Origin of the sequence: Glaciihabitans sp. dw_435 (assembly GCF_018449675.1) — a bacterium.
GTDB lineage: Bacteria > Actinomycetota > Actinomycetes > Actinomycetales > Microbacteriaceae > Glaciihabitans.
The window spans coordinates 102,512-123,695 of the sequence record NZ_JAAVUZ010000009.1; the positions used below are offsets into that span (position 1 = coordinate 102,512).

The following is a 21,184-nucleotide window of genomic DNA, read 5'->3' on the forward strand; positions in this document are numbered from 1 at the left end:
GTCGCACACGACCCCTCACTCCCGGTGGAGATCTTCGTCGGGCGGGGTGTGATCAGCAGGCGGATCCTCGTCGGGCGAGTCTTGAGCGGGCGGTTCCTCGTCGGGCGGGCCGTAATCGGGCGGATCTTCATCGGGCGGGCCGTCATCGGGTGGGGCGGTCGGATCGAATGACGGGGTTGGTGGTCCGAGTACGTCAGTGAGGCGAGTTCCGTGGAGCTGGTTGTAGAGAGGGTCGTTGGGGATGGCCCACTCGTCGATCGGGTCGTCTTCGGCGGGAGAGTCCGCTTCGGCGGGAGAACCTGCTTCGTACACCCGGTGCCCGGCCGCGGGGCCATCAGGAGTCTTGGGTGGTTCAAGTGCGGGATCGCCTGGGGTGTCGGGCAGGGTGAAGGGCATCGGTCCAACGAAGCTGTCGGGTTCGGTGATGTAGGTGCGCCCGCTGGGAGATGTCCATTCCAACCTGCCACCACCAAGGTGCCGGTAGGTGAAGGCGGTGAATTGTTTGAAGTTGTGGTGCGATTGGCACAGAAATGCGAGGTTCTCGGCATCGGTGTCGCCGCCGTACTGCCAGTCGATGGTGTGGTCCATGTCGCACTTGTCGGTGGTGGTCGGACATCCCGTGGCGGCCCGGCAGGTGCCGTCGCGCAGTTGCAGCCAGCGGCGCAGGTCTTTCGGCACTGTGTAGGTGCTACGCCCGAGGGAGAGAATCGCTCCGGTATCGGGGTGGGTGAGGATGCGGTGGAAGCTGGGCGCGGTCGCGGCGAGCCTGCGCGCGGTCTCCGGGTCGATGGGGCCGTACCCATCCATCATGGCCGGCTCCGTTCCGGTGCCGATCGCCGTCAGTACCGGCACCGCGATCAACACGGTGGGGGTCACACCCTTGTTGTAGTCGTTGCTGGGCGTGCCGTTCAGTCCGAGGTCGCCGAGGGTGTCGGCGCGCAGCTGGGGAAGAGTTCGGGACTCGTTGGGTCCTTGCAGTGCGCGGGCGGTGCCATCGATGCGGTTGTAGATTGCCAGCACGGTTGCGGCGTTGTCGGTGTAGGTCAGGGTGGCCATGCCGTCGGGTTCGGGGTCCCAGTAGACGGTGCGGTCCTCCATTGCCGTGTCGTGGCGCTCCTGCAGCGGGATGGGGTGAACGCGTTCGCGCAGGATTCGGGCCCGTTTCTTGAACCGGGCGGCAGTTTTGGTCATCGCTTCGGGCACCGCCGCTGCCTCGAATATCGGGCGGCCCTCGGGTGGTAGGGAGCTGGCCTCCTGGGTGATGATTTCCGCGTGCCGGAAACTGATGTCGCCCCGGGCGAGGGCCGTGCGAGTGGCGGGAAGTTCGTGCACGATTGCTTGGGCGCGTTCTACGAAGTTGCGGGCCGGACGCTCCGACATACCCAGGGCAAGAGCGACTTCGGCCGCGGCCTCTCGGTGGGCCCTGACTTCGCGCGTCCATTTCTGACTGGTGTCTACCGACACGATCGTGTTGCGCTCACGGTAGAGGCGACGAATCTCGTCGGTAATGTCGCACCGTTGTGCAAATATTTGCCGGATACGACGTTCGCCGTCCGTGAGCTTGTCTGCGAGGTGTCCGAGACGGGTGTCGATCTGTGCAAGTCGGGCCTGGTTGGCAGGATCCACCGGGCCGCGGCCGGTATGGCCGTCGCGGTTCGGGGGTTCCTGGTTGAACGTCATACAACAATTCAACGCCAACGGAACAGCCCAGAACGGATGTTCGGATGATCCGTGGACAGGGCCAGAAACCCGGCACCTGGGGAGGAGAAGACCTCCGCGCGAGAGAGATGCGGGAGCCCCGCACCGACGAGAACGTGGCGGGAGCTCCGTACCGAGGAGAACGTATGCGGGAGCCACGTACCGAGGCGAACACGGGTAGGAAGGTGGCGGCCCGGGGAGTCCGTGGCTGACGGAAGACCTACAACCTAGTCGTCGATGAGGTCGGGATGCATCGCGAGGATGTAGTCCGAATGCGGTTTGAATTCGAACGCGGACATCGCCGGGGACATCTGCCAGCGGCTCAGCCACGGCTCCTGCACAAAGCCCTTCTTGCCGTGCACATCGAGGATGAGCTGCGCCTTCGCCGCCCGCTCCGCCGCCATCAGGTAGAACGCTGCCTCGCCGATCGTTCCTCCCGTGGTCATGAACCCGTGGCTCTTGCGGATCAGGATCCGCGCAGCTCCCGCCAGGTGGGCGCCCGCATCCTCGGAGAGATCGAGCGCGATCGCCTGCAGCCCATGGATGGAGGCCGAGTCGTCGTCGAGAGGCTCCAGCAGCGCCGGCTTGCTCGACCACATGAAACCGTAGGGCGAGTGCACGTGAGCGACGGCCCGGTTCTCCGGGCTCGCGATATGCACCTGGTACTGCGACGAGAACCCCGCGATGGGGTGTTTTCCGTCGACCACCGCGCCCGTGGCATCCACCAGCACAAGGTCCGAGGTCTTGGTGAGCCTGTAGGCAACACTCTGCGGGTTCACCCAGTAATGGTCGTTGTCGCCGGGGTCTTTGACGGTGAGGTGTCCGGCGGTGCCCCACTCGAATCCCAGCTCGGCGAACAGCCGCAGCGTCACGACGATCTGCGCGCGGATGTTGGCACGCTCGGCCTCGACACTCGCAAACGTCTCGACCGGGTACAGATCAGACATGGGGGCTCCTTGTGGGGGGGGGGAGAGGTCGGGCGGCGAACGAGGCGACAGCGACGGGGTGAAGCGGTGGACGAAGTGGGAAGCGAGAAGAGCGGAGTGCGGAGAGCGGATGACCCGGGGCGGCGCGGAGAGCGGATGACCCGGGGCGGCGCGATCCGGCGGGGTGGCACGGTCTAAGCGGAGCTGCGCGATCGGGCCGGGGCGCTGCCGCATCGCACGTCCCGCGCATCAGCGCGGCCGGGATGACGGGGGTCACCCCGGCCGACGCCAGATCAGACGCTGACGTGCGCGGAAACGGGAATCTCGAGCTCGAGGTGATCGCGCAGCGTGTCGCCCTCGTACTCGGTGCGGTACAGACCGCGCTCCTGCAGGACGGGAACCACAAGGTCGACGAAGTCATCGAGCGTCTGCGGCATGGCCGAGGGCACGATGTTGAATCCGTCGGCCGCGAAGTTCTCGAAGCGCTCGACCATGACGTCGACGACGTGCTCGGGAGTTCCCACCACGAGCCAGTGGCCCTGCGAGGCGCTTGCCTCCTGCGCCATCTGGCGGATCGTGCGCTTGTCGTCGACGGCCCACGCGCGGTAGATCGTGAAGCGGCTCTGGTGCCCCTCGACCTCGGCGATCGACGGCAGCACCGACTCCGGCACGGTGTCGTCCAGGTCGTACTCCGACAGGTCGGTGTGCAGCGACTGGCCTACGAGGCGCAGCACCGTGTCGCGGTCGAGCAGCTCGGTCATGGCCGCGAACTTCTCGCGGGCCTCGGCCTCGGTGCGTCCGACGATCGGGCTGATGCCCGGAAGGATCCGCAACTGCGTGTGGTCCCGACCGGCAGCCGTCACCAGGTCGTGCATCTCCTGGTAGAACGCCATCGCCTCCCGCAGCTCGCTCTGGGCGGTGAAGATCACCTCGGCGTACTTGGCGCCGAGCGCCTTGCCATAGCCGGATGACCCGGCCTGCACCATCACGGGATGACCCTGCGGTGTCCGGCTGATGTTGAGCGGGCCCTTCACCTTGAAGTGCTCGCCGATGTAATTGATCTCGTGGATCTTCGACGGGTCGGCGTAGATACCGTTCTCCCGGTCGAGGATCTTCGCGTCGGCTTCCCACGAGTCCCAGAGGCGGGCGACGATCTCGACGAACTCCTCGGCGCGGCCGTAGCGGAACTCGTGCGTCGGAATACCGTCCATACCGAAGTTCTCGGCACCCACGTGCGAGGTGACGATGTTCCAGCCGGCGCGGCCACCGCTCAGGTGGTCGAGCGAGGCGAACGCGCGGGCGACGTTGTAGGGCTCGGAGAAGGTGGTGGAGGTCGTCGAGACCAGCCCGACCTTCGAGGTGAGCACGGAGAGCGCGGCCATCATCGTCAGCGGCTCGAACTCACGCCAGGGCTGCTGGCGTTCAATCTTCGACGTGTCCATGAAGACGTTGTCGGCGGTGAAAACCATGTCGAACAGGCCGCGCTCGGCGGTCTGCGCAAGGTTTACAAAATGATCGAGGGATGGCACGGGGCCGAGCCCATTGCTGGGAAGCCGCCATGCCGCGGGGTGAACTCCGCTGTCTCCCAGGGATACTCCGAAGTGCATCTGACGTGGCTTGCTAGTCATTGGTTTCTCCTCCAACTGCATGGTGCTGTTCGTGTGGGGTGGGGCGTGAAGCGGGCGGGCGGCGTGAAGCGCCCGCCCGCTTCCGTGGGTGCTAGGCCTTGGTGCCCAGCGTGGTGAAGTCGAGGTAGCCCGGTGCGGTGAAGTCGTGCGACTCCTTCACTCCGGTCATCCAGGTCGGCGCCACCATGAAGTCGCTCAGGTACTCGAGGTTGGTCCAGCACCCCATCTCGTCGGCCTTCTGGCCGATCTGGGCGTACAGGTCCTCGTCACCGGTGCTGAGCGCGATCGGCAGGTTCTTGTCGATGAACGGGTCGGTGCAGGCGAACGTGTTGAGCGGCGCCGTGGTCGGCCAGTACAGCTGGGCCCAGAGGTACGGGTCCTGACCGTCGGGGTACGTTGCCGCGAAGAACACACCGGGTGCCGACTCGAGGTCGGAAGCCCAGTCGTACTCGACACCACTCGGCGACGCGAAGATCTTCACCGTGAGTCCGTAGCCCTGCATCTGCGCCGCGACGATGTTCACGAGCTGCGCGTCCAGGTCGGAGGCCGCACGGTAGGCGATGGTGATCGTCTTCTGGTCGGCGGGAAGCGCCTTGATCATCGTCTCGAGTTCGGACGGGTCGTAGCTCACGTTCTGCTTCGAGTCCGCCTCTGGCAGGAAGTTCTGGCCGTAGATCGTGGTGGCCGGGGTCACCGCGCCGTTCCACAGCTGGGTAGCAAGGGTCTTCGAGTCGATCGCGTTGCGGAATGCCTGCATGAAGGCCGGGTCGGTGAACGGTCCGCTCTTCGGGTTCAGTCGCATCATCTCCACCTGGAGGATCGGCAGGGAGTAGGTCGTCGAGCTCTTGCGCGTCTTGTAGTCCGCGAATGCCGCGCCGGTCAGACCCTGCAGGATGATGTCGATCTCGCCGTTGTCATACTGCAGCTGCATGGATGACGCGTCGTTGAGCACCTTGTAGTTGATCGTCGTGAACGTGGGCTTCGTTCCCCACCACGAGTCCGCGTAGTCCATCTTGTAGCCGACGGCCGCCTCGACCGAGGTCAGCTCGTACGGGCCGGATCCCAGGTCGTGGGTGCGCAGGTAGGTCTGTGCGTCATCGGTTCCGGCGTTCTTCGTGAGTCCGGTCGGGCTCGCGAAACGAATGCCGAACGGCGACGCCATGATGTTGAGGAAGGAGGAGTTGGGCTCCTTCAGCGTGATGACGGCTGTCGTGGCATCCGGAGTGTCCACCTTGGCGACATCCGCGACCGTGTAGGCCATGCCGTTGCCGAGCTTGGTGCGACGCTCGATCGCCGGCGCAACGGCCGAGGAGTCGAACTTCGTACCGTCGTGGAAGGTGACGTCGTCGCGAAGCTTGAACGTCCAGGTCTTGAAGTCGGCAGAGTTGGTCCAGGATGTCGCGAGCCAGGGCTCGACCGTCAGGTCGCTGGATCCCTTGCTGTACCGAACGAGGCCCTCGTAGACGTTGTTGACGATGTTCAGGCCATCGCCGTAAGACACGTCGGGGTCCGGCGGGTCGGACAGGTCGCCGAGCATGGCGATGTTGAGCACGCCATCGGTCGGGGCCTGTGCTGCGGTCGAGCCCGAGTCCGAGTTGGATGCGGAGCACCCGGCCAGAAGCAGGGTGAGCGCCAGGGCGAGCGCTGCGCCGGTTTTCACGCGGTATTTATTCACGGTTGTCTCCTCAAGTGGTAATCAGGGCAGTGATTTGCTTGGTGCTTGATAGGGGCAGTGCGTGGAGCGAAGGGCGGTACGGGTGAAATTGGTGGGGGTGGGGTGGGGAGGACGTGCCGCCGGATCAGGCGACGCGCAGTCGCGGGTCGATGACTCCCTGCAGGATGTCGACGGCCGCGTTGACGAGGATGTAGCCGGCACCGAGGATCAGGGTGATCGCCGAGATGGCAGGGAAGTCGGATGCCCCGATGGCGCCCGACATGTAGAGGCCGAGGCCGGGCCAGCTGAAGATGTTCTCCACCACCAGGGCACCGGCGAACATGGCGCCGATCTGCAGGCCCACGAGCGACAGCACGGGGCTGGACGCATTGCGGATCACGTGCCGGCCGACGACCTGCGAACCGGTGAGACCCTTGGCCTGGGCGGTGCGCACGTAGTCGTAGTCGAGGGTCGACCGCAGGCTCGAGGCGAACACCCGGCCGATCACGAGCGAGGGCCCGATCGCGATACACAGCGCCGGCAGGATCAGGTGGTGGATGGCGTCGAAGAATCCGGTGATGTTGCCGGCGAGGATGTCATCGATGAGCAGGAACCGGGTGGGACCGTGTCCGCTCTCCGAGCTTCGTCCCGATGCCGGCAGCCAGCCGAGCGTCTTATAGAAGAGGATGACCCCGAGAACGCCGAGCAGGAACGTCGGTGCGGCAGCTCCCGTGAGAATGAACCCGCGGAAGAGCGCCAGCGGCTTGCTGCGGCTCAGCGTGGTGAGCGCGAAGATCACGCCGAGGATGACCGCGATGACCATTCCCGCGATGCCGAGCTCGAGGGTCGCGGGCACGAACGCCTTGAGGTCATCGATCACCGGCTGGCGGCTGCGGTAGGACACCCCGAGGTCGCCGTGGAGAAGGCCGCCCAGGTAGTGGAAGTACTGCACGTACAGCGGGTCATCCAGTCCCATCTTTGCGCGCAGCGCCGCGAGCGCCGCGGCATTCGCCTTCTCGCCGAGGATCGCGCGGACGGGGTCGATGGGGCTGTACGTCTGCATGAGGAACAGCAGGAACGTCAGGACCAGAAGGATTATGACGAGGGACAGAAGTCGTCGGGCGATGAACTTGAGCACGCGGCGTACCTACCTTCTCAACATCAGGTTGCGGACGCCGCTGCCGGCGAGGTTGGCGACGATGGTCAGCACGAGGACTCCGAGCCCGGGGATTACCGGGACCCACCAGGCCTGCAGCAGGAAGCCGGCATTGTGCGCGGCGTCCGCCCCGAGTTCCGCGGCGGGAGGCGGGGTTCCGAGACCGAGGAACGAGAGGCTCGAGATCGTGAGGATCGCGGATCCGATATCGATGCTCGCCAGCACAACCAGCGTGGGGACCACGCCGGGAAGAATGTGGCGGGTGGCGATGCGGCGGCGGCCGACACCCGTCATCCGCGCCGCTTCGACGTGCGGGCGGGCGGCGAGCGAGTGCACCTCGCCGCGGACGATGCGGGCAAAGTACGGCCACCAGACGATCGAGATGCCGATGAGCATGTTCGTGGTTCCGGGCCCGAGGAAGGCGACGATCGCGATGGCGACGAGGGCTGCCGGCAGGGCGAGGAACAGGTCGGTCACGCGCATGAGCAGGTTGTCGAGCCATCCGCCCACCACACCGGCAATGGCACCGACGGCACCACCGATCGCGATGCCGATGACAACCACGAGGATGCCGAGCGGCCACGTCGACTGCACGCCATAGATGAGGCGGCTGAGCACGTCGCGGCCGATGCTGTCGGTTCCGAGGATGTACTTCGAGGTGAACGGCGGCGTGTACGGGGCACCGATCGGCTGGATCGGGTCGTACGGCGCGATGAGCGGCGCGAAGACCACGATCAGGCAGACGAGCGCGAAGAGGCCGATGCAAAACCACGACAGCATCTCGCTGCTGAGCCTGCCGCCGAGACCACGCGCAAGGCGCATGCGTTCCGGGACGAGAGTTGCTGCGGTCATGATGCGAGCTCCTCGGCGAAGGTCAGGTCGGGAATGGCAGCGACGAGCTTCTTCGTGTACTCGTTCTGCGGGTTGTGAATGATCTGGTTCGCCTCGCCAATTTCCACGATCTCCCCCTTGTTCATGACCACGATGCGGTCGGCTATCACGCGAGCCACCGACAGGTCGTGGGTGACGAAGAGCATGGACATACCGACCCGCTTGCGCAGCCTGCGCAGCAGGTTGATGACGGTGGCGGCCATCCAGGCGTCAAGAGCACTCGTCGGCTCGTCGCACAGGAGAATGGATGGCGGGACTATCGCAGCTCTCGCGAGGGCAACCCGCTGACGCTGGCCACCCGAGAGATCCCGCGAGTGAACCCGCAGAATCTCGGGGCCGAGACCGACGAGCGCGAGGGACTCCGAGATGCGCTCGGCGAACTCCGAGCTCGGCACGTTCTCGAGCACGAGGCGCTCGCGGAGGATCTCATCGACGCGAAGCCACGGGGTCAGGGATGCGCCGGCGTCCTGAAACACCATCTGCGGGCGGGACCCCTTCATACGCGAGATGCTGCCGACACCGGCATCCGCTGTCTCGAGTCCCGCAATGATGCGCAAGAGAGTCGACTTGCCCGATCCGCTCTCGCCGACGATCGCGACCGATTCGCCATCGGCGATCGCGAGGGAGACATCGTGCAGGGCACGCAGGGTGTTCGCTCCCTTCTTGCCGCGGACGGAGAAGGTCTTCGACACGTTGGTGACGTCGACCGACAGCGGCGCGTCCACGGGGGGCTGCACGAAGGTGTCGAAGACCTCGTCGCTGGCGACCGTTGGCTCATCCCCGCCGAGGTTGAAGGTCGGCAGCGGCAGGCTCTTGTCGGTGTCGAGGCTGATGCGCGAGGCGAGCAGCGCCCTGGTGTACTCGTGCTTCGGGCTCGAGAGGATGGTGGCGGCCGGGCCGATCTCGACGAGTCGCCCGGCGCTCATGACGGCGATGCGGTCGGAAATCTCGCCGGCGACGCCGAGGTCGTGGGTCACCATGAGCACGCTGCAGTGCAACTGCGACTTGAGTTCGCGCAGCAGGTCGAGCACCTGGCGCTGCACCGTGACATCGAGGGCGGTCGTCGGCTCATCGGCGATGATGAGGGCGGGAGATCCCGCGACGGCCATCGCGATCATCACGCGCTGGCGCAGACCGCCGGAGAGCTGATGGGGAAAGGCGTCGTACCGGGTCTCGGGGTTGCTGATGCCGGCCAACGCGAGAAGGCGGAGCGCCTCGGCCTTGGTGCCCGCGGCCTCCAGCACCTGGTGTCCGATGGTCATCGTCGGGTTCAGCGACGTCATCGGGTCCTGAAAGATCACGCCGAGGCTGTTGCGGCGCAGGTTCCGCATGCTCCTGGCGCTCGCACCGATGACGGAGGTGCCGCAGACGGAGACGGAGCCGGTGATTTCCGGGCGCGACCTGTCGGGCAGCAATCCCATGAGGGTGAGCCCGAGCACGCTCTTTCCCGACCCGGACTGCCCGACGAGGCCGAGGACCTCGCCCTTCTGGATGTCGAGGTCGAGACTGTGCAGCACCGTCTCGGTCTTCCCGTTGCGGGTGAGCTTCACCTCGAGGCCGGAGATGGCGACGACGGGGCTGGAAGAGGTGGGGTCCGCACGGTGCTGCGGCGGCGTGTGAGGCGCGGTGTCGAGGTCCAACAATTTTTCGCTCATAAAGTCATTCTCTCCCCTCTATATTTCGGCTATTAATGCTCTGTATTAATATCTTGTTTCCCGTATTACCCGAATTTTGGGATCGATAAATAACCGCCATTTCGACGGGTATTTACGGGAGTTATTTGGACTTACGACTCAGTTTGTAAAAGTGTTCGGGTTCTGCTGGTTCAGGTCTGCGGTGTCCCCGGTGGCGTGTAGACAAAGCCGGCGAGCGCCGTGGACAACGCCCTGGCCAGACCGGACTGCCCGACGCTGACGCGAACGCCCTCGCCGGTGAAGCACCGCACGGCGATGCCGCTCGCCGCGCACAGGTTGGCGAGCTCTTCCGCCTGGGCGCCCACGGGCAGCCAGATGAAGTTGCCATGGGCGGATGCCACGGGCAGACCGAGCACGCGCAGGGCCGTGGCGACTTCTTCCCGGCTGGTCGTGACCTTCTCGATGATCTCCGCGCGGTAGGTGTGCTCTTCGAGCGACGCGATGGCGGCGGCAACAGCGGGCGAGGACACCGGGAAGGGCGTCATCACCGCGCGGGTGGCGGCGACAATCTCGGGGCTGGCGATCATGTATCCGGCACGGAAACCGGCGAGCGAGTAGACCTTGGAGAAGGTGCGCAGCAGCACGAGGTTCGGGTACTGACGCAGCAGCGGAACCGCGTCGAACGACCCGGGCGAGCTCGGGTCGACGAACTCGCGGTAGGCCTCGTCGAGCACAACGATTACCCGGCTCGGCACCCGGTCGAGGAAGTCGACGAGGTTCTTGGCGCTGAGCACCGCGCCGGTCGGGTTGTTCGGGCTGCAGAGGATCACCGCGTCGGTGTCGTCACCGACCGCGTTCGCGATCGAGACCAGGTCGTGCTGGTGGTTGGCGAGGTTCGTGATCCCGACCGAGCGGGCCCCGACGGCACCGATGCTGATCGGGTAGGCCTCGTAGCTGCGCCAGGCGTGAACGACATCATGGTCGGGACGCACGTAGGCGAGCAGCAGGTGGTTGAGGAGGGAAAGCGATCCGTCACCGACCGCGACGGTCGAGGCATCCACCCCCATGTGCTCGGCGAGCGCGACCACCAGCGTCTCGCCGTGCAGCGCGGGGTAGCGGTTGCCCCCGGCGATGGCCGCGGACACGGCCTCGGTCACCGCGTCGGACGGCGAGAACGGCGACTCGTTGGACGAGGCACGGAACACGATGGGCACCGCGCCAACGGTTGCCGAGGTGTAGAGCGGCAGGTCCTTGACGTGGTCGCGGGGAGCCGGAGCTGCCGCGGCGTCGGTCTCAGTGGTGAAGGTCATGAAGGTCAACTCCCGCCTCGTCGAGGACGGTCAGCAGCGTGCCATCCAGCAGCATGTCGCTGACCGCGATCAGCTCGGGCGACGCGAACCGGTCGGGTCCGGGGCCGCCGACGCTGGTGCGCAGCTGCGCGATGACAGCGGATGCCGCGGGGCCGGGTGTCATCGGAGCGCGCAGCTCGAGGGCACGCGATGCGTTGAGAAACTCGATCGCGATGACGTGACGCAGGCCGTCGACGCTGCGGCGCAGCTTGCGGGCGCCGGCCCAGCCCATGGACACGTGGTCCTCCTGCATGGCGCTGGAGGGGATCGAGTCGACGGATGCCGGAACCGCGAGTCGCTTCATCTCGCTGACGATTCCCGCGGCCGTGTACTGGGTGATCATGTTGCCCGAATCGACGCCCGGATCGTCCGCGAGGAACGGGGACAGCCCGTGCGAGCGGTTCGCATCGAGGAGGCGATCGGTGCGGCGCTCGGAGATGCTGGCGAGGTCGGCGAGCGCGATGGCCAGGAAGTCGAGTACGTAGGCGACGGGTGCTCCGTGGAAGTTGCCGTTGGACACCACACGACCGGAGGGCGTGACCACCGGGTTGTCGATCACCGACGCGAGCTCGTACCCGGCGATCCGGCGGGCGTGCTCGACGGTGTCGCGAACGCCCCCGGCAACCTGCGGGTGGCAGCGGATCGAGTAGGCGTCCTGTACGCGATGCTTCTGCGGACCGCGGTTGTCCTCGATGATCTGCGAGCCGCGCAGCATGGCGCGTACGTTCGCCGCCGAGATCTGCTGCCCGGGCTGCGGGCGCATTCCGACGAGCTCGGCCTCGAACGGTTCGTCAGATCCGAGCAGGGCCTCGAGCGACATCGCCATCGCGGCATCAGCCAGATTGCACAGCTCGTCGATGTCGTGAAGGGCAAGAACGAGCTGACCGAGCATGCCGTCCGTGCCGTTGATGAGCGCGAGGCCCTCCTTCTCGGCCAGCAGGATCGGTTCGAGTCCCGCGGAGAGAAGTGCTTCCTCGCCACTGACCAGCTGGCCGTCGGCGAGGCGGGCGCGCCCCTCGCCCATGATGACCAGCGCCACGTGGGCGAGGGGTGCGAGGTCGCCCGAGCAGCCGAGCGATCCGTATTCGTAGACGACGGGGGTGATGCCCGCGTTGAGCAGATCGGCGTAGGCCTGCACGACGACGGGACGGACCCCGGTGCGGCCGGTGGCGAGGTTCGACAGGCGCGACAGCATCAACGCCCGAACGACTTCGCGTTCCACCTCGGCTCCCATGCCCGCGGCGTGCGACCGGATCAGGCTGCGCTGCAACTGCGTGCGCATGTCCGGTGCAACGTGCTTGGTGGCGAGGGCACCGAATCCGGTGGACACCCCGTAGACGGGCGTCTCGGCGAGCGCCAGCGCCTCGATCAGTTCGCGACTGCGGGCGATCTCGACGAGGGCGTCCTCCGCGATCTCGACCTGGGCACCCGAGCGGGCGACCTGGACGATGTCGTTTTCGGTGAGGGGACCAATTCCCACCGTGATTGCGGTCGATGTCATGAGGGGCATGTGAACAGTGAAGCCGCGCGTACACCGGTCAACAACACGCTTTTCGCGTCAAGCGTCTGACATTTGAGACAGGAGTCACTGCCAGAAACGCGGGAGCGATTTCGCACGCCCACGCCTCAGCGAGGCTCTGATCGAAATATTCGCGCCATATACTGAGCGACAAATTTGGCACGGCATTCCCCATCGGCTCCCGACGATCTCCCGGAAGGATTACGAAAAATGCTCGAAGAACTTCCCGCCGCCGCAGAGCCGATGGGCCCGCGCATGCCCGCGCTTCGCCACGGCGTCGCCGCCCTCCGACACCTTGCGTCCTCTCCCAGTCCGGTACCGGCGAGCGCTATCGCGCGTCAGATTGGGATGCCTCGGAGCTCGACCTATCAGCTGCTGCAGGTGCTCGTGGATGAGGGCCTCGTGGTGCACATTCCCGAGTCCCGCGGCTACAAGCTGGGCGTCGGGGTCTTCGAGTTGGGCTCCGCATACCTGCGTCACCAGCCGATGGAACACCTTGCCCGCCCGCTCCTTGCCAAGGTGGTTCGCCAGATCGGGCAGACCGTGCACCTCGGCATCCTCTACGGACACGAAACTCTCTACCTCCTCAAGGAACAGCCACCTCGACCAACCTCCCTCGTCACGGCGGTCGGCGTTCGCCTTCCCGCACACCTGACCGCTACCGGCCGCTCGATGCTGTGCTGGCTTCCCAGCCCGCAGATCACCGCCATCTTCGCGACATCCGACACGTTCGTTGATCGCACCGGACGCGGCCCGCGCAACCTCCGCGAGCTCAAGTCGACCCTCGAGGCCGACAGGCAGCGCGGATGGTCGATCGAGGATGGCTCCGTTACCGATGGAGTCACCTGTATCGCGGCCGCGGCGATGGATCACAACGGGATGCCCGTGGCGAGCCTGGCCGCGTCCTTCCTCACCGAGGCGGTGCCGCGCGACAAATGGCCCGACATCGCTGCCCACCTGCTGCGCTCGGCGGAGGTCCTCACCAAGCGTTTCGGTGGGGTCGTCCCGGTGCGCGCCGCCAGCTAGGGCGGGGAGGCTCCTCGCGCCGGAGGGGAATTGTTTAGCGCCGCTTTATGCGCGATTATCCATTGAGTTTTTGATAGCATCCATATCGAAACGGGAGTGTGGATATGGCGCAGAAAATTACCGTCCAGCTTTTCGATGACATCTCACACGAGATCATCGAAGACGGCCAGGGCGAGACAATATCGTTCTCGCTCGATGGGCGCTCCTTCGAGATCGACCTCTCGGCCCGCCACGCAGAAGAACTGCGAAAGTCACTCGCGCCCTACATCGAGAATGCCCGCTCCAGCAGGGATTCCGGTGGCCGCGCTTCTGCCGGGCCCGCGCAGAACGGCACGGCATCGAGTGCCTCCATCATCCGGGAATGGGCAATCGCCAACGGCGTTGCCGTGCCCAGCAGGGGACGGATCCCCGCGCACGTGACCACGGCGTATATCGACGCCCACCGCTGAATTCCCGGACGCGGCCGTCAAACCTGCGCGCCGCTTTTCTTTACCGCCACAGAAATCCCCCAATTCCGGGGGGATATATCTGTTTCTACAGCCGAACGACCTATCGAGTTCCCATGAGGAAGTTAACGAGTTTCGGTGCGGTCGCATCGGAGAGCGTGTGGGGCTGATAAATCACCCGGTAGACGATGGGCGCGATGACGTGATCGATGATGTCCTCCGCCGAAACGGGGCCGTCCCCTCCGAACCGGTCGAGAATCACTCCGGCTTCCGCACGACGATTGCGCAGGCAGTCGGTCTCGGTCTCACCGGCGGTCGCAGCCCCGGCTCGCAGCAGCGCGGCATTGGCCGGGATGCTGTAGTGGCGAACGAACTCGGCAGTCCACGAGGTCAGGTCTTCCCGGAGGTCCCCCGTGTCGGCCATCGGACGATTGGGATCCAGGCGGTACGTCGCGATGTCGTTGATCATCGACGGCAGGTCGCCCCAGCGGCGATACACGCTCGTGGGGTTCACTCCCGCGCGCTCCGCGACCATCGGAATGGTCACCCGGTCGCTGCCGCGTTCCGCCATCAGGTCTTCGAGCGCACGCTTGACGGCGACCAGCACCGCTGCGCTGCGGCCCCCGGGTCGCTTGCCCGTCGTTGTCTCTGTGGTCATGATGTCATCGTAATGCAAATCGCTTTGCTTTAGTTGGCCCAACGCAGTACGCTCGGGGAATTGCAAAAATCGTTGCTTTAGCGAGATCTTGCCGAACCACCACCAGGAAGCCGCCCCCATGCGCACTCTCAGCAGAAGATCCAGTTTCGTCGTGGCCGCGTCAGTGGCGGCCATCGCCCTGTGGACGAGCGCGGCACCGACCGTGACGTACCCGGTGTACGCGGAGGAGTGGAACCTCACCCCCGCGACCACCACCACGATCTTCGCGATCTACCCCCTCGTGGTTGTCATCGCGCTCGCGATCTTCGGCAACCTCTCCGACTACATCGGTCGCCGTTCGACGATCCTGCTCGGGCTCGGAGCGGGACTGATCGGTGTGCTCCTCTTCGCGCTCGCCCAGGACGTGTCGTGGCTGTTCGTTGGGCGCGGGTTCATGGGCATCGGGGTCGCGCTGTCGCTGGCTCCGGCCACCGCGGCGGTCGTCGAGTTCAGCGCGCCGGGACAGGAGAAGCGGGCGAGCGCCGTCACGACGGCATCGACGGCGGCGGGCCTGGTGCTGGCGACCCTCATTGGCGGCGCGCTCATCCAGTACGCCCCCTACCCCACCCACCTCAACTTCTGGGTTCTGTTCGTCGTCATCGCGGTGGTTGCCGCATTCGCCTGGTTCCTGCCGCGGCACACTTCCGCCGAGGCGCAGGGCCGGTGGCGTCCGCGCGCCTTGGCCATCCCCCGAGGCATCCGCAAGTACTTCCTCATCGGCGCCGTCGCCGTCACCGGTGCCTACACGGTCGGTGTCATCGTGCTGTCCCTCGGTGCCGACATCGCCAAGGAGCTGATCGGGTCCGACAACGCGCTGGTCAACGGCTCGGTCATCGCGGTCAACGCGGTGGCAATCGGTGTCGCGGCGCTCCTGGCACGAGGCATCCGCCCCAACACCCTCGTCTCCCTCGGTGGCATCATCGCCTTCGTCGGCGTTGGCATCATGCTCATCTCGTCGGTCGACCACTCGCTCGTCGTCTTCCTCGTCTCGGCGATCATCACCGGCGTCGGGTACAGCTTCCTGTTCTCGGGCGGCCTCGGCGTCGTGAGCGCAAAGGCCCCCGCACACCACCGCGCGGGGACAATCTCGACCGTCTACCTGGTGTCGTACCTGGTGCAGGGCGCGACCGCGCTGTACCTCGGGGCCGTCGCGACGGCATCCGGACTCGAGACCGCCCTGGTCATCGGCGCGGGTGTGGTTGCGGTCTTCAGCCTCGCGGCCCTGATCCTCTCGGTCGCCCTCGGTCGCGGCGTTCGCGCAACCGCTGCCACCGCATAGCGGAATTGCATACCCCCGCACCGGCGGCGGCCCACCCGAGTAGGGTTCTTGAGGGTTGTTCGCGTCGCCGGCGTGGGAAACACACCACGAGGATGGGGGCGCAATGTCTGCGGACGCTGATGTCACAGTGACGAACGAGACGATCAATCCAGCGGGAGACGCACCGGCAGAGCCGCGTGTGCTCGTGCTCATGGGGGTCTCCGGCAGCGGCAAGTCGACGGTCGCGTCCCTGCTCGCCGAACGCATGGGCTGGGAGTTCGAAGAGGGCGACTCGCTCCACCCGCAGTCGAACATCGACAAGATGGCGGCAGGGCATCCCCTCACCGACGAGGACCGCTGGCCGTGGCTCGAGCTCATCGCCGAGTGGATCGAAGCGCAGCTTGATGCCGGCCGCAGCGGCGTCATCACCTGCTCCTCCCTCAAGCGCAGCTACCGCGACGTCATCGACCGCCGCCACCACGGCGTCGAGTTCGTCTACCTCGCGGGTAGCGAAGACACGATCTCCGATCGCCTCGCCGCCCGCACCGACCACTTCATGCCGCCGTCGCTCCTGACGAGCCAGTTCGAAACGCTGGAAGAGCCGTCAGCCGACGAGCCCGCCATTCGCGTCGACGACGGCGCGACACCATCTGCCATCGTCGACGAAATTCAACGCCGGCTCCATCTGCACGACTCGATCAAGGGGAACGCCGCATGAGCATCGAAAGAATGGCCGGCGCGATTGCCGGCGTGGCACGGGCAACGAATCCAGCGGATGAACCGTGGAGCGGTCATGACACGCAGGTGCTGATCGTCGCGGCGATCGGCATCGCCATCGTCGTGGTGCTCATCGTCTTTGCGAAGTTCCATGCGTTCCTCGCCCTGATCATCAGCGCCCTCTTCGTGGGACTCGCGTCGGGCATCGAGCTCGACAAGGTCACCGGATCGTTCGAAACCGGCGTCGGCGGCGTTCTCGGATCGACGGGCGTGCTCATCGCGCTGGGCGCGATGCTCGGAAAACTGCTGGCGGACTCCGGTGGAGCCGACCGCGTGGTCGACACCCTGCTCAAGGGCAAGGAGTCATCTCTTCCCTGGAAGATGGCGCTCGTGGCCGCGATCATCGGCATCCCCCTCTTCTTCGAGATCGGCCTCGTGCTGCTGATCCCCGTGGTCATGCTCGTGGTGCATCGCTCCAAGAGCCCGGCCATGCGCCTCGGAATCCCGGCACTCGCCGGACTCTCGGTGCTGCACGGCTTCATCCCGCCGCACCCCGGCCCCCTCGCCGCCATCGGCATCCTGGGCGCCAACGTCGGCATCACCCTCGCGCTCGGACTCATCGTTGCGATTCCCGCCGTGATCATCGCCGGCCCGCTGTTCGGCCGTGTCGCCGCCCGCTGGGTTCCCGTCGGAGCAGGCGGCGCTGCGCTGGCCGTGGTGGGCGCCGGTGCCGCACGAGCGTCCGTCGGGTCATCCACCTCGTCCTCGTCGTCGTCTTCGTCGTTCGGCTCGAGCGACGCCGGGGACAACGACCCCGCCGCGGCCCGTGCCCAGGATCCGGACGCGACACGCACCCCGTCGTTCGGCATCACGCTCGCGACGCTACTGTCGCCGCTCGTGCTCATGCTGCTGAAGGCCGGCGGCGACATCTGGCTCGACTCGGATTCGCCGGTTCGCCACTTTCTCGACTTCATCGGTGACCCGGTGTTCGCTCTGCTCTTCGCCGTGCTGCTGGCCATGATCACGTTCGGCGTGCGCGTCGGGTTCACCGCGTCGGTGCTCAGCACCAAGATCGGCCAGAGCCTTCTCCCGATCGTCGGTGTCGTGTTCATCGTCGGTGCCGGTGGCGGATTCAAGCAGGTACTCGTCGACGGTGGAACAGCCACCGCAATCGCGAAGATCGCCATTGCCACCCACCTGTCGGTGCTGTTGCTCGGCTGGATCGTCGCCGCGCTCATCCGCCTCGCGACGGGTTCGGCGACCGTCGCAACCGTCACCGCGGCCGGCATCGTCGTGCCGCTGGCAACCGGGCTCACCCCGACGCACCTGTCGCTGCTCGTGCTCGCGATCGGCGCGGGATCCCTGATCTTCTCGCACGTCAATGACGCGGGTTTCTGGCTGGTGAAGGAGTACTTCGGTCTCACCGTCGGCCAGACGCTCAAGACCTGGTCGGTCATGGAGACGATCATCTCCGTCGTCGGGCTTGCCGTCGTGCTGCTGCTCTCGCTGTTCTTATAGCGCCGTTCACCACTGCCGCGGCGTCGTGATCCGGTGACCATCGAGTTCGTCGTCCTTGTTGTCGGCGGCGTGATCGCCGGAATCATCGGCACCGCGGGAGGCATCACCTCCCTCGTCGCCTATCCTCTGCTGCTGGCGGTGGGCATACCTCCGCTCACCGCCAACATCACCGGGTCCGTTGCCATGCTCGGCTCGGGGATTGGTTCGACGCTTCGGGCGCGCCCCGATCTGATCGGTCACCGGCAGACCCTGACGCGCTGGCTCCCGGTCGTGGTGGCCGGATCCCTGGCCGGAGCCATCCTGCTGCTCGTGACGCCGGCCGACCTGTTCGGCCGGATCGTGCCGTTCCTCGTCGCTGCGGGTGCCGCGCTCCTCCTGCTCCAACCCCGCATCACCCGGTGGAACGAATTCCACAGCCGGCGGGTCTCCACCGGCGCGACGGCGGTCGCCGTGACGGGCGTCACCATCTACAACGGGTACTTCGGCGCGGGTTCGGGCGTGCTGATGATCGCCGTGCTCCTGCTCACCGTCGAGCCTCTGCTCCTGCGCGCCAACGCGCTCAAGAACGTCCTGCTCGTCACCGCGGACCTGCTGCCCGCGGTGCTCTTCGCTGTCTTCGGCACCGTGATCTGGTGGGCCGTGCTCGCCCTGGGCGTCGGCACCCTGATCGGCGGCCTCATCGGGCCAAGCGTCGCACGGCGCATCCCCCATCGTCCCCTGCGAATCCTCATCGCGCTGTCGGGATTCGCCCTCGCGGTATGGCTGTTCCTGCATCCGTGACCGCTGTTTCTCTCGCCCCGCGGCCCGTTCGGACGTACCCTCTCCCTACCGCCACGAGAACGGAGACACCGCCCATGAGTGACTGGACACCCGACCAACTGACCCGCGTCGGCGCCGCCGAGGAACTGCAGATCTCCTCGAACCGCGACGACGGTTCGCTGCGCCCCTACGTCACCATCTGGGTGGTGCGCGCCGGCGACAACCTCTACGTGCGGTCCGCCTACGGCTCCACCAACCCCTGGTTCCGTCGCGCGACCGCCAGCGGCATCGGCCGCATCAAGGCAGGCGGAGTGGAAGCGGATGTCTCGTTCGCCGACGCGTCTCCGGACTCCCTCGGCGACATCGACGCGGCGTACCACGCGAAGTACGACCGGTACGGCCCGGCCATCGTGGAAACAGTGGTCGGAGAGAAGGCCGCGCCCACCACGATCAGGCTGGTTCCGCGGGAGCACTAGCCCCGGGTCATCCGCTCTAGCGACGACGGCGGAAGAGGGACCCGAGCGAGGGCAGGGAGCCGAAGCCAACGAAGTGCCGCGGCGACCGGCGGGCACGGGCCGGCGGCGGCCAGGTGAGTTCCTTGTCGAGCGCCGCCTCCAGTTGTCGCAGGGCGACGTGGGGCGTGGCGGGAGTACTCGCGGAGCCGGCCGCGCAGTCGATGACGATCTGCAGCGAAGAGGGCTGGTGTCCGCCGGGAAACTTGCGCACTTCGAGACGCAGGTTCGAGTCGTCCACCCACTGCGCGGAATCCGCGGACCACATGCCGCTCCCGAACGCGAACACGGTCTCGCGGGACGCCGCAACGAGCACGTGCGGCTGGAAGACCCAGGCCGAGCTGCGCGCCTCGTACGCCATGGTCTCGAGCACGTAGGTGCCGCCGGGCGAGGGGGTGGATGCCACGGAGTTTCCGCTGCTCACGGGCGGGGTTTCGCCGGGCGGGGTCTCTTCGCTCATCACGAGTCCGCCGGGCGGGGCCAGAGGTCGGTGGCGAGGCCACGTTCCAGCTTGGCGATCGTCTCCAGGTCGGGCCAACTGCGGCCCTGCAGCACCGCGAGGATCGTCGTGTGATTGACCCCGCACGACTCGGCGGCGGCGCGCAACGTGCGGTCGCCGATCGCGGCGCGCAGGTTGATGGCGAGGCGGCGGGCCACCTCGGCGCTCGGGTCATCCGCTTCCCTGTCCGGCCAATCGGCCACGCGATCGCGGGGCAGGGTGCGTGTGGGACGAGGCATGTTTGTCAGCGTAGAGGTCGGTGGGGTGCGGCCGCGGATAGCCTTGCCCTATGACCCTGAGCGATGTTGAACAGCAGTGGATTACCGACACGCTCGCGGGTACGCCCGCCGAGGCCGCCACGGCGGTGTGCATCAAGTACGCCGAGCGCTGCTTCGACCTGGTGGTGCCGAGCAATGACCGTCCCACGATGAGCGACTTCGCCCTCGGAGCGACGCGGCTGGGCGGCACCCCCGACCTGCCCGACGGGCTCGACTGGCCGCGCGACGACGACGGAAAGTACGCAAACTTCTTCGGCCAGTTCGACCTGGCCGAGCTCGCCGAGTTCGCTCCCGGCATCGGCCTTCCCGACGAGGGCCTGCTCAGCCTGTTCACGACCTACATCGAGAGCGCGGCGGAGCCGGTCGTGGTGCGCGCCATCCTGAGTCATCCCGACCGCAACCTCGTGCGCCACGTGCCGCCGACCGACGACGACGATTTCGCCGACCCGTACACCGGATTCCTCGAGCCGACCGGCGTGCGGTTCGCCCCCAACGTGTCGCTGCCGCTGACGCAGGCCGACTTTCTGGCCGAGCTGCAGCTCGCCCTCGAGGACGACGACGCCATCTACGACCTGCGCGAGGCGTTCGCCACCGGTGTCGAGGGCTCGATCGGCCAGCTCGGCGGGTTTGGCAACCCGCACTCGGATGACGACTTCCGGCGCATCCTCTATTTCCACCGGGTCGGCCACGGCGGTGCACAGTTCGAGGACTACTACGCCTCCGACGAGGATCGCCGCGTCGCCATCGAGGTGAAGACCGAGGAGCTCGAAGACGAGAAGAACGACCTCGTCGTGCGACGCCTCACCAACCAGATCGAGCAGATTCGGTGGATCTCCGAGAACGCGCGCGCGATTGCCACGGAGGCGCGTCAGTGGCGGATGATCCTGCGGATCGATTCCAACAACGCGATGCAACTCGACCTCATGGACGCCGACCCCATCTATTTCTACGGACCGACTGCGGAGATTGCCGCTGGTAACTTCTCCCGGATCGAAGCGATGGTCACGCAGGGATAGGCT

At 66.3% G+C, this 21,184-nt stretch carries 20 protein-coding genes; 8 read left to right on the forward strand and 12 right to left on the reverse strand.

Going from position 1 to position 21,184, the window contains the following annotated elements; translation table 11 throughout:
• Nucleotides 1–15 precede the first annotated feature (15 nt).
• The 9 genes from HB677_RS12790 to hutH form a co-directional block, all read right to left on the reverse strand.
• Nucleotides 16–1,680, reverse strand: coding sequence for an HNH endonuclease signature motif containing protein (locus HB677_RS12790; RefSeq protein WP_213816099.1), 1,665 nt, complete (start codon nucleotides 1,678–1,680; stop codon nucleotides 16–18).
• A gap of 245 nt (nucleotides 1,681–1,925) precedes the next feature.
• The gene (locus HB677_RS12795; RefSeq protein ID WP_213816100.1) at nucleotides 1,926–2,645 is read right to left on the reverse strand and encodes a class II aldolase/adducin family protein; all 720 of its coding nucleotides are present in this window, start codon (nucleotides 2,643–2,645) and stop codon (nucleotides 1,926–1,928) included.
• A 272-nt stretch (nucleotides 2,646–2,917) separates the two neighbouring features.
• Entirely contained in the window at nucleotides 2,918–4,252 is a 1,335-nt protein-coding gene (locus tag HB677_RS12800; protein WP_213816101.1) for an LLM class flavin-dependent oxidoreductase, read from the reverse strand.
• 91 nt (nucleotides 4,253–4,343) lie between these two features.
• On the reverse strand, nucleotides 4,344–5,927 hold the full coding sequence (locus tag HB677_RS12805; protein WP_213816102.1) for an ABC transporter substrate-binding protein: 1,584 nt from the start codon (nucleotides 5,925–5,927) through the stop codon (nucleotides 4,344–4,346).
• A gap of 124 nt (nucleotides 5,928–6,051) precedes the next feature.
• A complete protein-coding gene (locus HB677_RS12810) occupies nucleotides 6,052–7,044 on the reverse strand; it encodes an ABC transporter permease (RefSeq protein WP_213816103.1) in 993 nt (330 codons plus the stop codon).
• A 9-nt stretch (nucleotides 7,045–7,053) separates the two neighbouring features.
• Complete coding sequence (locus HB677_RS12815) at nucleotides 7,054–7,914, reverse strand: ABC transporter permease (RefSeq protein WP_213816104.1); 861 nt, start codon at nucleotides 7,912–7,914, stop codon at nucleotides 7,054–7,056.
• The gene (locus tag HB677_RS12820) at nucleotides 7,911–9,608 is read right to left on the reverse strand and encodes an ABC transporter ATP-binding protein (RefSeq protein WP_213816105.1); all 1,698 of its coding nucleotides are present in this window, start codon (nucleotides 9,606–9,608) and stop codon (nucleotides 7,911–7,913) included. The genes HB677_RS12815 and HB677_RS12820 overlap by 4 nt, the downstream gene beginning before the upstream one ends.
• 170 nt (nucleotides 9,609–9,778) lie before the next feature.
• Nucleotides 9,779–10,897, reverse strand: coding sequence for an aminotransferase class I/II-fold pyridoxal phosphate-dependent enzyme (locus HB677_RS12825; protein WP_213816106.1), 1,119 nt, complete (start codon nucleotides 10,895–10,897; stop codon nucleotides 9,779–9,781).
• Nucleotides 10,881–12,437, reverse strand: a complete 1,557-nt coding sequence (hutH, locus tag HB677_RS12830; protein WP_213816149.1) for a histidine ammonia-lyase — start codon at nucleotides 12,435–12,437, stop codon at nucleotides 10,881–10,883. Before hutH ends, HB677_RS12825 begins: the two co-directional genes overlap by 17 nt.
• Nucleotides 12,438–12,665: 228 nt before the next feature.
• Here hutH and HB677_RS12835 point away from each other — a divergent pair, with 228 nt between their 5' ends.
• Both HB677_RS12835 and HB677_RS12840 read left to right on the forward strand, forming a co-directional pair.
• Nucleotides 12,666–13,481 carry an IclR family transcriptional regulator gene (locus HB677_RS12835; RefSeq protein ID WP_213816107.1) on the forward strand — a complete coding sequence of 272 codons (816 nt, stop codon included), beginning with the start codon at nucleotides 12,666–12,668 and terminating at the stop codon, nucleotides 13,479–13,481.
• A 104-nt stretch (nucleotides 13,482–13,585) separates the two neighbouring features.
• On the forward strand, nucleotides 13,586–13,930 hold the full coding sequence (locus HB677_RS12840) for an Lsr2 family protein (RefSeq protein ID WP_213816108.1): 345 nt from the start codon (nucleotides 13,586–13,588) through the stop codon (nucleotides 13,928–13,930).
• 100 nt (nucleotides 13,931–14,030) lie between these two features.
• Here the strand turns inward: HB677_RS12840 and HB677_RS12845 are convergent, their stop codons facing one another.
• Nucleotides 14,031–14,585, reverse strand: coding sequence for a TetR/AcrR family transcriptional regulator (locus HB677_RS12845; protein WP_213816109.1), 555 nt, complete (start codon nucleotides 14,583–14,585; stop codon nucleotides 14,031–14,033).
• Between the two features lie 151 nt (nucleotides 14,586–14,736).
• Between HB677_RS12845 and HB677_RS12850 the strand changes: the two genes are divergently transcribed.
• The 5 genes from HB677_RS12850 (at nucleotide 14,737) to HB677_RS12870 (ending at nucleotide 19,352) form a co-directional block, all read left to right on the forward strand.
• Entirely contained in the window at nucleotides 14,737–15,903 is a 1,167-nt protein-coding gene (locus HB677_RS12850; RefSeq protein ID WP_213816110.1) for an MFS transporter, read from the forward strand.
• Nucleotides 15,904–16,006: 103 nt separating this feature from the next.
• Nucleotides 16,007–16,600: a gluconokinase gene (locus HB677_RS12855; RefSeq protein ID WP_213816111.1), complete on the forward strand. Its 594-nt coding sequence runs from the start codon at nucleotides 16,007–16,009 to the stop codon at nucleotides 16,598–16,600.
• On the forward strand, nucleotides 16,597–18,117 hold the full coding sequence (locus tag HB677_RS12860) for an SLC13 family permease (protein WP_374193820.1): 1,521 nt from the start codon (nucleotides 16,597–16,599) through the stop codon (nucleotides 18,115–18,117). Before HB677_RS12855 ends, HB677_RS12860 begins: the two co-directional genes overlap by 4 nt.
• Nucleotides 18,118–18,150: 33 nt before the next feature.
• Nucleotides 18,151–18,897, forward strand: a complete 747-nt coding sequence (locus tag HB677_RS12865) for a sulfite exporter TauE/SafE family protein (protein WP_213816112.1) — start codon at nucleotides 18,151–18,153, stop codon at nucleotides 18,895–18,897.
• A 74-nt stretch (nucleotides 18,898–18,971) separates the two neighbouring features.
• On the forward strand, nucleotides 18,972–19,352 hold the full coding sequence (locus tag HB677_RS12870; RefSeq protein ID WP_213816113.1) for a DUF2255 family protein: 381 nt from the start codon (nucleotides 18,972–18,974) through the stop codon (nucleotides 19,350–19,352).
• Between the two features lie 16 nt (nucleotides 19,353–19,368).
• On the opposite strand, the gene HB677_RS12875 is transcribed toward HB677_RS12870, so the two are convergent.
• Nucleotides 19,369–19,848 (reverse strand): hypothetical protein, encoded by a 480-nt coding sequence (locus tag HB677_RS12875; protein WP_213816114.1) that lies wholly within the window; start codon nucleotides 19,846–19,848, stop codon nucleotides 19,369–19,371.
• The gene (locus HB677_RS12880) at nucleotides 19,848–20,126 is read right to left on the reverse strand and encodes a helix-turn-helix transcriptional regulator (protein ID WP_213816115.1); all 279 of its coding nucleotides are present in this window, start codon (nucleotides 20,124–20,126) and stop codon (nucleotides 19,848–19,850) included. The genes HB677_RS12875 and HB677_RS12880 overlap by 1 nt, the downstream gene beginning before the upstream one ends.
• A gap of 50 nt (nucleotides 20,127–20,176) precedes the next feature.
• On the opposite strand from HB677_RS12880, the gene HB677_RS12885 reads away from it, so the two are divergent.
• Entirely contained in the window at nucleotides 20,177–21,181 is a 1,005-nt protein-coding gene (locus HB677_RS12885) for a DUF1963 domain-containing protein (protein WP_213816116.1), read from the forward strand.
• The last annotated feature ends 3 nt before the right edge of the window (nucleotides 21,182–21,184 follow it).

What these genes read in the sequence shown, in the direction of transcription:
- HB677_RS12885 (WP_213816116.1), top strand. Translation starts at nt 20,177, where the DNA reads ATGACCCTGAGCGATGTTGAACAGCAGTGGATTACCGACACGCTCGCG.
- HB677_RS12790 (WP_213816099.1), bottom strand. Translation starts at nt 1,680, where the DNA reads ATGACGTTCAACCAGGAACCCCCGAACCGCGACGGCCATACCGGCCGC.
- HB677_RS12880 (WP_213816115.1), bottom strand. Translation starts at nt 20,126, where the DNA reads ATGCCTCGTCCCACACGCACCCTGCCCCGCGATCGCGTGGCCGATTGG.
- HB677_RS12870 (WP_213816113.1), top strand. Translation starts at nt 18,972, where the DNA reads ATGAGTGACTGGACACCCGACCAACTGACCCGCGTCGGCGCCGCCGAG.
- HB677_RS12845 (WP_213816109.1), bottom strand. Translation starts at nt 14,585, where the DNA reads ATGACCACAGAGACAACGACGGGCAAGCGACCCGGGGGCCGCAGCGCA.
- HB677_RS12855 (WP_213816111.1), top strand. Translation starts at nt 16,007, where the DNA reads ATGTCTGCGGACGCTGATGTCACAGTGACGAACGAGACGATCAATCCA.
- HB677_RS12860 (WP_374193820.1), top strand. Translation starts at nt 16,597, where the DNA reads ATGAGCATCGAAAGAATGGCCGGCGCGATTGCCGGCGTGGCACGGGCA.
- HB677_RS12875 (WP_213816114.1), bottom strand. Translation starts at nt 19,848, where the DNA reads ATGAGCGAAGAGACCCCGCCCGGCGAAACCCCGCCCGTGAGCAGCGGA.
- HB677_RS12835 (WP_213816107.1), top strand. Translation starts at nt 12,666, where the DNA reads ATGCTCGAAGAACTTCCCGCCGCCGCAGAGCCGATGGGCCCGCGCATG.
- hutH (WP_213816149.1), bottom strand. Translation starts at nt 12,437, where the DNA reads ATGACATCGACCGCAATCACGGTGGGAATTGGTCCCCTCACCGAAAAC.
- HB677_RS12815 (WP_213816104.1), bottom strand. Translation starts at nt 7,914, where the DNA reads ATGACCGCAGCAACTCTCGTCCCGGAACGCATGCGCCTTGCGCGTGGT.
- HB677_RS12840 (WP_213816108.1), top strand. Translation starts at nt 13,586, where the DNA reads ATGGCGCAGAAAATTACCGTCCAGCTTTTCGATGACATCTCACACGAG.
- HB677_RS12795 (WP_213816100.1), bottom strand. Translation starts at nt 2,645, where the DNA reads ATGTCTGATCTGTACCCGGTCGAGACGTTTGCGAGTGTCGAGGCCGAG.
- HB677_RS12800 (WP_213816101.1), bottom strand. Translation starts at nt 4,252, where the DNA reads ATGACTAGCAAGCCACGTCAGATGCACTTCGGAGTATCCCTGGGAGAC.
- HB677_RS12820 (WP_213816105.1), bottom strand. Translation starts at nt 9,608, where the DNA reads ATGAGCGAAAAATTGTTGGACCTCGACACCGCGCCTCACACGCCGCCG.
- HB677_RS12825 (WP_213816106.1), bottom strand. Translation starts at nt 10,897, where the DNA reads ATGACCTTCACCACTGAGACCGACGCCGCGGCAGCTCCGGCTCCCCGC.